The sequence below is a fragment of the Shivajiella indica genome (genome assembly GCF_042683085.1).
In the GTDB taxonomy this organism is placed as follows: domain Bacteria; phylum Bacteroidota; class Bacteroidia; order Cytophagales; family Cyclobacteriaceae; genus Shivajiella; species Shivajiella indica.
In genome coordinates this window covers 322,211-335,926 of the sequence record NZ_JBHUIV010000010.1, presented here as the reverse complement: position 1 = coordinate 335,926, position 13,716 = coordinate 322,211, and the positions used below count along the sequence as shown (strand labels likewise).

The 13,716-nt window shown below is 36.5% G+C and carries 10 protein-coding genes; 1 reads left to right on the top strand and 9 read right to left on the bottom strand.

Translation table 11 applies throughout. From position 1 onward, the window contains the following. Positions 1-30: 30 nt before the first annotated feature. The 5 genes from ACFSKV_RS04795 to ACFSKV_RS04775 all read right to left on the bottom strand — a co-directional run bounded on the left by ACFSKV_RS04795 (position 31) and on the right by ACFSKV_RS04775 (position 5,038). A complete protein-coding gene (locus ACFSKV_RS04795) occupies positions 31-750 on the bottom strand; it encodes a DUF6624 domain-containing protein (protein ID WP_380800749.1) in 720 nt (239 codons plus the stop codon). A 23-nt stretch (positions 751-773) separates the two neighbouring features. Continuing rightward, positions 774-2,078: a serine hydrolase domain-containing protein gene (locus ACFSKV_RS04790; protein WP_380800748.1), complete on the bottom strand. Its 1,305-nt coding sequence runs from the start codon at positions 2,076-2,078 to the stop codon at positions 774-776. 63 nt (positions 2,079-2,141) lie between these two features. Beyond that, positions 2,142-2,939, bottom strand: a complete 798-nt coding sequence (locus ACFSKV_RS04785; protein WP_380800747.1) for a helix-turn-helix transcriptional regulator — start codon at positions 2,937-2,939, stop codon at positions 2,142-2,144. 198 nt (positions 2,940-3,137) lie between these two features. After that, complete coding sequence (locus ACFSKV_RS04780; protein WP_380800746.1) at positions 3,138-4,517, bottom strand: S41 family peptidase; 1,380 nt, start codon at positions 4,515-4,517, stop codon at positions 3,138-3,140. A 143-nt stretch (positions 4,518-4,660) separates the two neighbouring features. Beyond that, complete coding sequence (locus ACFSKV_RS04775) at positions 4,661-5,038, bottom strand: helix-turn-helix domain-containing protein (protein ID WP_380800744.1); 378 nt, start codon at positions 5,036-5,038, stop codon at positions 4,661-4,663. A gap of 1,004 nt (positions 5,039-6,042) precedes the next feature. On the opposite strand from ACFSKV_RS04775, the gene ACFSKV_RS04770 reads away from it, so the two are divergent. Beyond that, positions 6,043-6,669, top strand: coding sequence for a hypothetical protein (locus ACFSKV_RS04770; protein WP_380800743.1), 627 nt, complete (start codon positions 6,043-6,045; stop codon positions 6,667-6,669). A gap of 402 nt (positions 6,670-7,071) precedes the next feature. Here the strand turns inward: ACFSKV_RS04770 and ACFSKV_RS04765 are convergent, their stop codons facing one another. From ACFSKV_RS04765 to ACFSKV_RS04750, 4 genes are all read right to left on the bottom strand, one after another. Beyond that, positions 7,072-9,498, bottom strand: a complete 2,427-nt coding sequence (locus ACFSKV_RS04765) for an ABC transporter permease (protein ID WP_380800741.1) — start codon at positions 9,496-9,498, stop codon at positions 7,072-7,074. Between the two features lie 155 nt (positions 9,499-9,653). Then, entirely contained in the window at positions 9,654-12,053 is a 2,400-nt protein-coding gene (locus tag ACFSKV_RS04760; protein ID WP_380800740.1) for an FtsX-like permease family protein, read from the bottom strand. A gap of 420 nt (positions 12,054-12,473) precedes the next feature. Next, positions 12,474-12,923: an SRPBCC family protein gene (locus ACFSKV_RS04755; RefSeq protein ID WP_380800739.1), complete on the bottom strand. Its 450-nt coding sequence runs from the start codon at positions 12,921-12,923 to the stop codon at positions 12,474-12,476. An 83-nt stretch (positions 12,924-13,006) separates the two neighbouring features. Next, the gene (locus ACFSKV_RS04750) at positions 13,007-13,579 is read right to left on the bottom strand and encodes a Crp/Fnr family transcriptional regulator (RefSeq protein WP_380800738.1); all 573 of its coding nucleotides are present in this window, start codon (positions 13,577-13,579) and stop codon (positions 13,007-13,009) included. Between the last annotated feature and the right edge of the window lie 137 nt (positions 13,580-13,716).

Genomic DNA, 13,716 nt, shown 5'->3' with positions numbered 1-13,716 from the left:
AAATGAAATAGTATCCCTGATTGACCTATATCAATTAGTTTTATATAATTTGGGCGCCATGATACCTTTTTTTGCATAAAATTCTTTATTCATCTCGAAGTTCATAAGCGTCATATCGTTTAAATATTCCTCCAATGGTTGAAGTCCCATTTCCTTTCTTCTTTTGTTTACATTCACGCTATCAGCAAGATTTTTGGGAAATGCCTGGCAAATTTCCATATTATAGTCCACTTGGGTTCCATAAATTTGTGCTTGACCGGTATTCAATTGAACCCGGTCAAAAAGCAATGCATAATTTCTGGAGTCAGCATTACCTTTGTCTACTTCAATTTTCATTTTTTCCAACACTACTTTTTGAAATTCCGGATCGTGGTCAGAATGTTGAACCATTAACCAAAAGTTGCTTGAACCTTCCTCTCCAGCTAAGTCAAAGCCAACAAATCCGTATTTGTCAAAAATTTCTTTTAGGCGCACTTGGTGTGTAGAAAACACACTGTCCTTGAAGGCAATCCATTGTTCACTTGTCAATTCCTTGTACTTACCTTGCGGGATATATGCTGCTATTTGGTCGATTTCAGCCATTTTCTTTAGTTCAATGGCTAAGTCTAAATCGGTGGAATCAAATTTTTCAATCCTATTTTCACCATCTTCCGAAATTAATTCATATTCTTTTTGGGGTCTATCTTTTTGGGATTGACAGCTACCCATAGATAATCCCAGAAGAATAAATAAAAATCTTAACGCCTTCATAAATATATTTTTTGTGGTAATTGCTATTTTATTAAAACCCCATCCCATCTCACTCCCTGGAAGTCCATTAAAGCTTTTTGATTCCCTTCCTCGTCAGTGGTGAAAATAAAAGATTCTTTGCTTTTGGCATCCCAAAAGAATGTAGAATCATTTTCAGGAATCAATGCACCTGCTAATTCTCCTTTTTGATAAGCGTTCAAACCTCCATCCTCAAACTTAATGCTTATCAATATATGTCCAGCATCAACAAAGTCATAGGTACCAGTATAATTTTTCAAAATTGATGCTGCAACTTCAACCGCTTGCCTTTTTACCTCTACTGGTATTTCTACTTCTTTCCCTTCCATCATATCCCTTAAATCTTTTGTGAGATTAGAAAATGGGATGTTATCGTAGTTGGCCAGAAATATAATTTTGTAATTTTTTTTCTGATCAGAATAAACCCACGCCCTTTTACCTTTGCTTCCACCTGCATGAGAGATGGCATCATCTTCAATAAGCTCCTCGTAAATTTTGTTGCTGCCGATAAAATCAAGAAATTTTTTCATGTCATTAACAGTTGAAAAAGTATGGCCTTGTTGCATATCAGAATCATCTTTCCCCACTTTTTGAACGCTATCCATATCATATAAAAAATGACCATATGCATAGTTATCAAGACGGGCTTTCGGGTCTAAATAGTGGCTACCTGAATTATCCATACCAAGAGGGTCAAAGAAATTATTTCTAAGGTAATCTGCATATGTACCACCACTTAAGTCGCCTACTATTTTATATAACAATTGGAATCCCAAATTCGAATATCTGGAATCCTGGCCTGGTTCAAATTCCAACTTCTCCTGATGGATCAATTCTATTATCTCATTAGGAGATAATTGAGCATTAGGGCCCTCGTAATTGGATAACTCTCTTCCCAGGCCCGACTTGTGATGCATAAGTTGGTCTATAGTAATTTCATCTCCCCTTGGGAAATCAGGGAAGAATTCTGACAATTTTTGATCAAAATGTATTTTTCCCTCATGCTCTAATTTTATTAAAGATGCTTTTGCTAGCAATTTAGCTATTGAGCGTAGGTCAAATTGATGTTCTACTGTTACTGGTAAACTTGGTACATTTCCATCTTCAATATTATATGCTTTCGAGAAAGCGTTTCCTAAACTGTCTTCAATTAATAGTACCCCATTGAATTGCTTAAGCTTGGTTAAAGCAGTCATATATTGATCTATAGAACCAGGAATTGAGGTTTGAGTACTCTTTGTATCTTCATTTTTACAGGAGACAAGAGTAATACAGGAGATGGCAAAAATGATTATTGACTGGAATTTCATTGTTGTTTTTTTTACAAAATTAAAAATTGAATTATTGGACTAATTGTAAAAATGGAAACAACATCAATGCCTAAGCAAAAATTCAGGTAAATTATTGAAAAACTGGGTTGGTGTTACTCCACAAACTTTTTTAAAATCGGCTATAAAATGCGGTTGGTCAAAATAGCCATATTCATAGCAAATTGTAGTCAATGATATATCGCTGTTCTTTGATTTATATTTAACCAAACTCAATATTCTACTTGCAGTAATAAAATATTTCAGACTATACAGCACTTCTCTTTTAAAGATCTTATTTAAATATTGTCTGGATTTATTAAAATGTTCGCCTAGTTCATTAACAGTTATAATCCCTTTTTTTTCTTCTATATATTGACAAATTGATTTGACCAATACCATAGAATTAGATAAATCAAAATTTTTATGAAGCATTAATTCATCAGCTATCATAAATATTTTTTCAATATTCTCTTTCTTAAATACATCTCTATAAAACTCCAATAGTTTCTCATCCAAGGATTCTAAGTTTATAATACCTCTGCCCATTAAATGGGAAAAAAAATAACCATTTACCCAAGGTTGTAATTTAATTGTAAAAAAGGTCAGGGTTTTATCAAATCTTATTTTGAAAGGAGGTTTAAGGTTATGGATAGTAAAAATCTTTTCATTAATTAAAATATTCTTTGGAATGGTATCACAAACAAAGATTGCTTTTGCCTCTTTGAAAAATATGAGGTCGTAACTACAGTCATCAATAATTGGTATTTGCTTAGTTTTACTTTTTGCATCTAAATGAATGAAATAATATTCTTTTACAATGTCCCGTAAAACGTTATTTGGAGACGCGTTTTTAATTTTCATGATCTTGGAGTTTGAAGTCAACGCTTCATGGGGGTATTAAATTTCTTTCCAATTTGTTAACCATACGGATATTTTTAATCTTTTTTCTTTTGCTATTGAGATTTATTCCACTGGCACAGAACGGGATTGGGAAAAAACTGAATAGGCAAAAACGCTAGGAAAGTATGCAGGACTATTGTTGTCATTTAATTATTATTCTTAATCCTTTATATTAATGTGTTTTAATAAACCATCCAATATTTCATCTTCTTCATCTAAAAGATGGTCTTTTATGTAAATATCAGGTATTACTCCTTCAGCTTTTTTACTGCCATTCACACGTACTATATAGCCTTTAGCAATTTTAACTTCTATACCAGTCTGAGGCAACTTAAAATTGTATTGACTGGCATATAAACTTGGAAAATCACCGGTCTCTTCGCCTACTATAGTAGCAAATTTATAATCCTGAATTTGAGCGGCTGTTACTGCTGATTGTGAATGAGATTGTCTGTTCACCAAGACATAAACTTTACCTGAATATCTTTTATCTATTGGTTGAGGATTATATTTGTCAAATTCAAAAGCATAAATGCTGCCGTTTTCATGCATTAAAACACTTTGCCAAAATGGATTGGTAATGTCATAATTTTCCCGGACATGAGCTTTTAAAATTGAACTAGTTCTGAGAGTAAATTCAGAATTCCATTTAAAAGGTTGGTCAGCAATGTATGAAACCAGATAATCACTAAAAGAATCGTCTCCACCAAGGTTATTTCTAAGGTCAATGATCAGGTTAGGGGGATTCCTTCTGATAATTTCAACAAATGAGGAATCTATGAAACTCCTGAATTTTTGTTCATCCCCACTAAAATTCCCAGGTCTTATGTAAGCAGATTGATTGAAAAACCGGAATTCCCTTTTTTCTGAAAATATTTCATTTCTTTTCATTTCAAAGTCCTCAATGAGAGGTATGGATTTGATTTGGAATTTTTGATTTTTATTGTCCTTCTTAATTTCAATTTCAAAGTTTTCCTGCTCACCAAATGCCTGCCAATAGAGCCTAGGAAATGAAAAAAGCTCTATTTTAGCTAATTTAAAGTATCTTCTTTCCGCTGATACCAATGGATATATTTTCTGTAGCACCTCATTTATGGTTAGTTTATTAATACTAATTATTTCGGAGCCAATTTCTAAAGAATCATTATTTGACCAGTTTTTACGGATAAGTGCTTTACCATCTTCAAATGCTATTTCTAAAGGAAAAAGCGTTCCGCCTGAATAAGCATAATCAGCGTAGACTGCACTTGGAAAAGGGATTTCTGAATGCCCATTATTGGCCTCAGAAATCACAGCTTGGAATAAAGAAGTAATCTCAAGCATAGAGAGACTGTCCTTAGAAATTGAGGATTTTATTTCTTCAAAATTTCTATTAAAAGCTTTTTCGGTTATGTAAGTATATAAATTATAATGTGCATCTCTTAAAGACTTCCGCAAATAATGCAAATCTTCCAGCACTTCCTCTTTTTTAAAAGCATGTTGACTTGATGCTGTAAAAGATATAAGATATAAAAAAGTTAAAAGATAAATTATTCTCATTTCTGGTTTTTCGTTTACTTGATGAAACTAATACTTATTGATTGGGATGACATGAATGAGATCATACAAAATCAACGACCGAAAGTAGGAAGGGGTGCTATTCATGTCAAATTGAAGAGGTCTCAAATTGCTATTTGAGACCTTTAATCCTTCGAATTAATATATTCTGTTGGGGTGATACCTGTTTCTTTTTTGAAAGCACGGTAAAATGATGCCTTAGAACTAAACCCTACTTCAAGACCTAAACCTGCAATGGAGTATTTCTTAACATCTGGAGAACTAATGAGTTGCTTAAAACGATCAATTCTATACTTGTTGATCAAATCATTGAAATTGGTTTTTAGCACTTCGTTTAACATGCTTGAAAGGATATAAATTGGCCAGCCTAGGTGGCCTGCCAGCTTGGCTAGAGTGATTTGAGGATCTTTAAAAAGCTCATCCTGTTCTATAGCTATTAATACCAATTTTTTCTTTTCTTCTAACTCTTCATTAGTGAAATTAAATTTTTTCACTTTATCCATATAACTCCTAATTATTGAGCTATACTTCACAAGATACGAATAGCCTAAAATGTAGATAAGTAAACCAATTATGGCACACAATGGCTTATATACCAAATGGTTATAATTATCAAATTCTTCTATATAAATCAACACTACCGAGACAGTTATGACTAAAAAAACTATGAGGATACACCAGGATATTAACAGATAGGTCAACCACCTTTGGACTTTTGTAAATTCTCTTAATACTTGTTTGGTATCATTGAATTCCTTGTAAATCAAATAAGTGTAAAGAGTCAATTGAATGACCCCAATCGCTATTATTATTGTTGCAATGGTCAGAATTAAATTGGTATGTTCATTTGCCCATTTGGGATTATTCCCTAAGTAAGAGCGGGAAATGAAAAAGAAAATCCCGTCAATTAATATAGAGGGAAAAAAGTGCATTAGGTCCATTTTCTTGAGTTCCCGTAATGGATTTTTTACTTGAAGAATGTGGTGATAGGCGAGCGGCCCGAAAGCAAGGGTAAAATCCATTGGAATTGGGAATTGGGCATTAAAGCCTGGAATTGAATCCTCTAACATCATGTGAAGCAGAGAAAATGAAAATAATAAGATCAGTAGGCCGAAGAAAAGATTAGGTTTGTTAAAAGACTTTTGAAAAATTATTAAAATAGAAAGTAAAACCCCTTGTATAACGGCTACTAAAAAATAAAAATTTGTTGAATCTAATGAAGTATCTAGCATTGGGATACATTCTAAATATAAACTATGAGGATAGAAGTTCCTTCATCTTCAACCATTTTACATTGGGGGTTAAATATATTGAAAATTGAATAAAAAATGGCTTTTCATTGGGTTAGCTTTTTATCGAATTTGGGAAAACATATTAAGTATTAATTCAGGTTTTAGACATCATCAAAGTTCTCCGCAAACTTTTTTTATGATAGGACATTAAATCATATTTAACATGAATTCTAAAATTATTTGTAACTTTTTAAGTTTCCAATTATCATTAACCTATGAAACAAATCCGATTAAATTTTTGGACCCAGCTTTTGGTTGTTTATACCCGGATGATGTTGGGAGGAGGATTTGTATTTGCAAGTATCATCAAAATCAAGGGAAAAAGATTCACGACAGTCAGCCATGAGGACGCACCATTTGGAACTGCTATGCATTTTTTTGAAACCATGTACCAAACTGGAATTTATTGGCAATTTCTGGGCTGGGGACAATTGATAGCCGGTTTTTTACTGATGACACAGCGCTATGCGAAACTTGGTGCAGTGATTAACTTCCCCATTATTCTTAATGTATTTATCATCACTATTTCAATGGACTTTAATTACACTCCAGGCATTACGGGAATGATGTTGTTGGCCAATATCGGTCTTTTGTTATGGCATTGGGATGAACTTAAAATCCTTGTCAATCTACCTCCCACATCCACTGCCAAAAACCAATTGGTCAATGAGCCTATTTGGGAAATTACAGGGCTAATATTGTTTTCATTTACTGCCATATACAGGTTGCTCTATGACAGGTATGATCCGGTTTTTTGGTTTTTAGTTTGTCTGGCAATTGGCCTGGCAGCCCTACCCATCCGTCAATTCTCTACCAAGATTCCCCGTCAAAAAATCATTTAGAGACTCCACAACTGATTCTAGTTCTTCTTCATGAGGAAAATAGCAGCATGCTTACAACATAATTGTTGATGATTTGGAAAAGGCTCTAAGTTTTCTTCAAAAAAGAACTGATACATGCAAATCGTCCTTACCTACGGCACTTTAAGCCAGGCTCCCATCTCAGTGTCTGGCAATAAATTGCAAGGTTAATAATTCGGTCATGCCTATGGCATTCCTCTTTTAATCTTAATGTCCTTTTGATAAAAGGTTCACCAAAGTCAAGCAATTCGTGGTTTTTTCACTTACTTGTCCAAGCTTATTCATTCTTAAGTCTTAATTCTTATGTCTTGTTTCTTGTTTCTTGTTTCTTGTCTCTGGATTCTAGTCTCTAAACTCCCCCTCTCTCTGTTTTCTCGCTTATTCCTACTCCACCTTCATCGAATCCACCGGATTGATCAGGGCAGCTCTAATGGTCTGCGAACTGACTGTCAAAGCGGCCACGAGCATTGCGGATAATCCTGCCAAAATGAAAATTAGCCAGGAAACAGATATACTATAGGCAAAATTTTCGAGCCACTTGCTCATCCCAAACCATGCAATAGGAACAGCTATCAAAAATCCAAAAAGCACCAACTTAAGAAAATCCTTTCCCAACAAAAGCAGAATACTTCCTACACTAGCTCCCATCACTTTTCGGATTCCTATTTCTTTGACGCGTTGCTCAGTGGCATAGGCAGACAAACCAAAAAGCCCTAAAATAGAAATCAAAATAGCCAAACCTGCAAAAAAACCAAAAACCGCACCTACCTTCTCTTCTGCTTCATATTGTTGGGCAAACCTATCTTCCACTGTATAATAATTGAAAGGAAAGTCTGGTCTTAGAGCTTGCCATTCCTCTTTGAGATAAGCCAAAACTTCTTCTTTCTGGTCTTCCTTGATTTTGAAAGCCACAGAATTAAATCTTTCATCCGGTATTAAAAAGACCATGGGACTGATGGGCTGATGCAGGGATTCGAAATGGAAATCTTTCGTAACCCCGACCACATAACCTCGGCGGTTACCATAGGTAAACTGCTTATCAATGGCTTCCTCAGGATTCGCCCAACCAATGGCCCGGACTGCAGATTCATTTAGAATAAAGGCCTGCAGAGAATCAGATGCTAAGCGATAATCAAAATCCCTTCCTGAAGCAAATTCAATTCCGAAAGTCTTGAAAAAGGTATGACTAACGTGCACATCTGAAATTCTAACATCCAAGGAGGTAAGTTCTCCTCTCACTTCTGCCTGGGCCCCCTGTGAATCCAGTAACCTTCCTGAAGGGACACGGCTTCCCAGGGCCATTTCAGTTATTCCCGGATGGGAAAGATACCTTTCCCTAAGAATTTCATAATTATCAGTCAGTTCAGTATAGCTTGGAAGGATTACCAAGGATTCCTTGTCAAATCCCAAGTCCTTGTTTTTCATATAATCCAATTGGTTGAGCACTACAAGTACTGCTACAATTAACATGATGGAAATTGCAAACTGCCCTACCACCAACATGGAGCGGAATTTCTCATGAATTGAGCCGATTTTGTAGGTGCCTTTCAAAACCTTTACTGGCTGAAATCCAGAAAGGAACAAAGAAGGATAGCTACCTGCTACCAATCCAACCAATAGTACCATGCCCAAAATCATGATAATATACCTACCTTGGGCAAGCATTTCCATATTTAAGTCCTTATTGGTAAAATCGCTGAATGAGGGTATGGTTAAAAATACCAGTAAAAGAGCGATCAATAGACCAAAAAGTGTCATCATGATGGTTTCTCCCATAAACTGCCTGATGAGTACTGATTTATCCGCCCCCATTACTTTTCTTAACCCTACTTCCATGGCTCTTTTGGCCGATCTTGCGGTTGCCAGATTCATGAAGTTGACGCAGGCAATCAAAAGGATAAAAATGGCAATAGCACTGTAGATATAGACATATTCTATGCTACTGTTAGGCTGAACCTCTGAATCTAGGTTGGAGTGCAAATGAATGGATGACAAAGGCCAGAATTGCAATTTGGTCCAAGTTGAGGCTTTTACCCCACTGGAACTTTCTGAAATATGCCTGTCCAGAAAAGAGGGAATCTGCTTTTCCAATTCACCTGGCTTTATTCCATCATTTAGCAGAAGGTAGGTCGAAAAATTATTGCTTCCATAATTCCTCATCATGGACTCATAGCCACCATAAAAATTGATCACCGGTTCCATAGAGGCCAAAAAATCAGGTTGAAGGTGGGAATTATCAGGAATATTCTTCATAACTCCGGTCACCTGAACATCAAAACGAACACTTCCAACCATAACTTCAAGGGATTTTCCTAAAACATCTGTTTGGCCAAAGTATTTTCTGGCCATTTCTTCTGTCAATACCAGACCATCGGGACTCGATAAAGCGGTTTGAGGATTTCCTTTCAACACTTCCCATGAAAAAACATTGAAAACTTCCGGATCTGCAAAAAAGAACCTCTCCTCCTCAAATACATCCGACCCGTTTTTTATCAAAATATTGATGTTCATCAATCTTACAGATTCCTCAATTTCCTTGGAAAAATCAGATTTCAATAAAGGCCCAAAAGGAGGTGCAGCATGGCCAAGATGGAGGTTTACTTCCCCTTCCTGGTTCATAAAAGCTCGGGAAACCCTATATATTCTATCCTTTTTTTCATGAAAATCCTCATAACTCAGTTCATGGTGGACAAACATCAGAATCAATAAACTGGCAGCCATCCCTACTGCCAATCCCAAAATATTGATGAGAATATATGCGGGATTCTTTTTCAGATTTCGAAGAAATATTTTAAGGTAGTTAGATAGCATGGTATATGATTTTGGTTGAATTTGCAATTGTTATTGTTGTGGTATTTGTTATCGTGGTTTTCATGGTTGTCAAGTTCAAAATTGAAATCCTCAAGTATTATAGAGGTCCGTTGTTTTTTGTCGAAATCCCACTTCCGAAATCCGACATTCTCCCCTTATTCATCCTTCAAGGTCTTTGCCGGATTCAAATGATAAACTTTAAAGGTTCTATATGCAATTGTCAATAGGGCAATCAATGCAACGGTCATGATGGATATCAGATAAACACTTGCAGAAACAGAACTTTTATAGGCAAATTCCTGCTGCCATTCTTGGGCAAACCAATATCCGAATCCAACTGCCAATAGTGCCGAAATGGCAAGTAACAAGAAGAAATCTGCAGATAAGACCTTTAGGACATCCAGCGAATTGGCACCAAGAACCTTTCTGATAGAAATCTCCCTAGTCCTCCTCAAAGCCACATAAGAAACTAATCCAAATAGACCCATACAGGCTATAAAAATGGCTATCCCTGAAAAAAGGCTGAATATACTTCCAATCCTTTCTTCTGAGCTGTACATCCGGGCATATTCCTCGTCCACAAATTTGTATACAAAAGGCCTGGAAGGAAAGATACCTTTCCAGATTTCCTCCAATGCAACCAAGTATTCTCCTGGGTTTCCTTTTGGAAGTTTGGCCATAATCACATTTGCTTGTGGCGGATCCAGGAAGATCACCAATGGACTCACCTGGTGATGAAGGGAATTAAAATAAAAATCACCTACAACACCCTTAATGTAAGACAAACTCCCTCCTGTGTTCACCTTTTTTCCTACGGCTTCCTCATTTTTCCAACCCAACTCTTTTACTGCTGCTTCATTCAATAATACCGGAAATTCAACTTCTTCTTCATATGCTTGTTCCCTTGAAATATCAGTGTCAGAAAAATCCTGGCCTGCAACCATCTTCAATCCGATTGTCTTGACCAATTCATGATCAACGGAGTATCCGGTAATCATAAATTCCTTGTCATTATCCCCTCCTGGGAAAATGGTATATCCAGCTTTGATGTAAACCGGCATATCTGCTGCCATGGTTACTGATTGGGCAATTCCGGTTCTGAGCAATTCATTCTTAAAAGATTCATATGATGGCTTCATGTTGTGATGAAGACTCAAGGCCAGCACCTCTTCCCTTTCATAGCCAAGATTGACCTCACGCATATAATCCAACTGGTTTTTTACAATAAGCGTCGCCATCAACAAACCAATGGAAACAAAAAACTGAAATACTACAAGTCCCTTCCTCAACCATGCTCCTCTAGCTACATTTAATTGATTACCCAAAGCTTTCAAAGGTGCCATTCCGGAGAGGATAAGGGCAGGATAAATCCCTGATGTAAATCCAACAATGACCAAAATAATCAGTAAAAACAGGAGACCTACGGGAGATACCAAAAGTTCCAAATTTAAAGGAACTCCAGAAATTTGTTCAAATTGGGGGCCAAGGAGGAAAATTGCGAAAATACTAAAGACTATGGCAAAGAGGGTAAGAATGAATGATTCGGAAATAAACTGGCCAAATAGCTGGGACCTTTCTGCACCCAAAACCTTGCGCAACCCTACTTCTTTATTTCTCTCAGTGGCCTCTGCTGTAGCCAAATTGACATAATTGAAGATTCCAATAAGGATAAGGAGCAAAGCTACCGCTCCAAAAATATACAGATACTTGATGTTGGAAGTAGGTTTGACCGCTCTAAGAACATTACCTCCCAAGTGAATACTGGAAACAGGCTGAAACAGGATGCTCGAGGTAAATCCATAAGATTTCATTTCTTCACCAAGGTATTTATCCATCATTTGATCTAGCTTGGAAGAAACAAGGGCCAAATCTGCATCTTTTTGGAATTTGGCATAGGTCAGGTAATTGGATGGTGACCATTCCGGGTTTTTTCCGTGACGATGGGTTTTGAAGGAAGCCAAAAAATCAAAATTCAAATGACTGTTGCTTGGAAAATCTTCCATCACTCCGGAAATTGTGTATTCTGCCCCATCAACTTTCAGGATTTTTCCAATCGCTGAATTTGGATTTCCAAAATACCTTGAAGCCGTGGATACAGGAATAACCAATTGATTGGGCTCAGATAGTACCTGATCGGGATTCCCAAAAAGCAAGGGAAAATCAAATACTTTAAAGAAGTTTTCATCCGCAAAGGCAAATTTGGACTCTTCTTGTAAATCACCCTCATTATCGACAACTACTGTAGAAAAAATACTCAAATCGAAAACAAGGGTAGCCAATTCAACTTCTGAAATTTCCTCCATCAAAGTTGGAGCAAGACTGGAAGGTGTAGTGGACACCAACTGGGTTTCACCTGATGCGGAGAATTCCTGATTGAATTTATAAATTCTCTCATGATCGGTGTACATCTTGTCATAACTGAGTTCATGATAGGTGTACATGGCAATGGCCAAAAAACTTACAATGGCCACGGTAAGACCAATAATATTGATCCCAGTATAAAGCTTCCGCTTTTTGAGGTTTCTAAAGGAAACGGTAAAGTAATTTTTCCACATGGCTTTCTTAATAGTGGTTGTCAGTTTAAAATGTTGGTTTAACTTTCAAAGGGCAGAATCCTGTCAAAGGACGTTAAAAAGTTATCTATGATTGTGCCATAAGGAAAACATGGAAAAAAAGCTGTTTTTGAGGAAGTTACAAATGTCCCCCTAAAAATATGCGTACAGTTTTGACCGTCAGCGGACAAAATAAACCAGTTATGTCACACCAATCCCTAAGAATTTCTATTGCCACGAATACACTAATGAGCACTAATATTCGTGTCCATTCGTGAATTAGTGGCAAAAAAATATTGAAATAATTATGGGCTTTACATTTTTTGGGGAAATAATTTGCCTTAAACCAGTATGCACCATACAGGTAAAGAATTGCAATTATCTTAATTCGTGAATATTCGTGTATCCGTGGCATAAAAAAAATTAAGTGGTAAAAGCGTATTCCTCAACTTGCTTTTTAAGGGCCTCATTCATTGCCTCAAAGCCTTGTTTGATTTCTGTATCCAACTTCTTGGCCATCAAACCTACAAGGATTCCATTGAATCGCTCTCCATGGATGAAAGTGGTGCTGCCATCCACATTTTCCAGAAGTTCGAAGCTGTGTTCTCCATCGAAAATACCTGGGAAAAGTAAGTGACCCAACCAACGGAATTCTCGAGCCTCTTTGAATACCAATACTTTTGGTTTAAAAGTCATAGGCTTGGTGCCTTCAGGTCCTAGCTCAACTTTGATCTTGTTTCCTTCTTTTACTTCTCCTTTTATGGAACGGACAAACGGATTCCATTTGGAATGATTCTCAAAATCGGTTAACACTTCCCATACCTTTTTTGGGGAAGCATTGACTTGTATATGGGTTTTGATTTCCTTTTTCATGGTCATACTATTTTGTTTATAAATTGATTCTGACCCAAAGGTAGGGGCTTGTCCAGTAGCTTCTCTTGATATAAATCAAGAATTCAGGAAAGCTGTTTGTTTCGTATTCTACTGAAGGTTTCAGGGGTCATCCCAAGCATTGAAGCGATGTATTGAAGCGGAACTTGGTTGAACAGGGCTGGGTTTTGGGCGAAAAAGTCATGGTATCGCTCTTCTGCAGATTTGGAAAGATGGTTGTAAATGCGGTTTTCCAAGATGGCAAAGCATTTAATAATAAACAGTTTTTCCAACTCATGCCATTGAGGCACCATTTTGATAATATTTTGATAGTCCGTTTTGCTTATGGTGAATAGTTCCACATCGGTAAGTGCCTGCATATTCCAGCGGGAACTACCTCCAAACATAAAACTCGATATTTCTGTCACAAAATAACCTGGGCTGGAAATCCATTGTGTGATTTCCTTTCCATCTTCATCGGTAAAAATTCGGATCAGGCCTGATTTGATAAAACTCATCTGATTTGCTGTTTGTCCCTGCCTAAGAAAGAAATCACCCTTCAGTAGATTTTCTTCTTTGAACATTTCGCAGACTTTCCTTAGGTCCTCCTGTTTTAGGACGCCAAAATATTCTTGAATATAGTGTTGAAGAGAAGACAACCTGAATTGAATTTAGATATGGAAAATAAAGGTACAGTTATTACTTGTCAAATTAAATTTGTTCAATAGGCCTAATAGAATTCCTTATTCCGTTTTTTCTGAACACTTTACAGACATTTTAAATAGTAAGGCCTTCC

Excerpts from the sequence above, each read along its gene's own strand:
- ACFSKV_RS04795 (WP_380800749.1), bottom strand. The coding sequence starts at position 750 with ATGAAGGCGTTAAGATTTTTATTTATTCTTCTGGGATTATCTATGGGT.
- ACFSKV_RS04790 (WP_380800748.1), bottom strand. The coding sequence starts at position 2,078 with ATGAAATTCCAGTCAATAATCATTTTTGCCATCTCCTGTATTACTCTT.
- ACFSKV_RS04785 (WP_380800747.1), bottom strand. The coding sequence starts at position 2,939 with ATGAAAATTAAAAACGCGTCTCCAAATAACGTTTTACGGGACATTGTA.
- ACFSKV_RS04780 (WP_380800746.1), bottom strand. The coding sequence starts at position 4,517 with ATGAGAATAATTTATCTTTTAACTTTTTTATATCTTATATCTTTTACA.
- ACFSKV_RS04775 (WP_380800744.1), bottom strand. The coding sequence starts at position 5,038 with ATGGATAAAGTGAAAAAATTTAATTTCACTAATGAAGAGTTAGAAGAA.
- ACFSKV_RS04770 (WP_380800743.1), top strand. The coding sequence starts at position 6,043 with ATGAAACAAATCCGATTAAATTTTTGGACCCAGCTTTTGGTTGTTTAT.
- ACFSKV_RS04765 (WP_380800741.1), bottom strand. The coding sequence starts at position 9,498 with ATGCTATCTAACTACCTTAAAATATTTCTTCGAAATCTGAAAAAGAAT.
- ACFSKV_RS04760 (WP_380800740.1), bottom strand. The coding sequence starts at position 12,053 with ATGTGGAAAAATTACTTTACCGTTTCCTTTAGAAACCTCAAAAAGCGG.
- ACFSKV_RS04755 (WP_380800739.1), bottom strand. The coding sequence starts at position 12,923 with ATGAAAAAGGAAATCAAAACCCATATACAAGTCAATGCTTCCCCAAAA.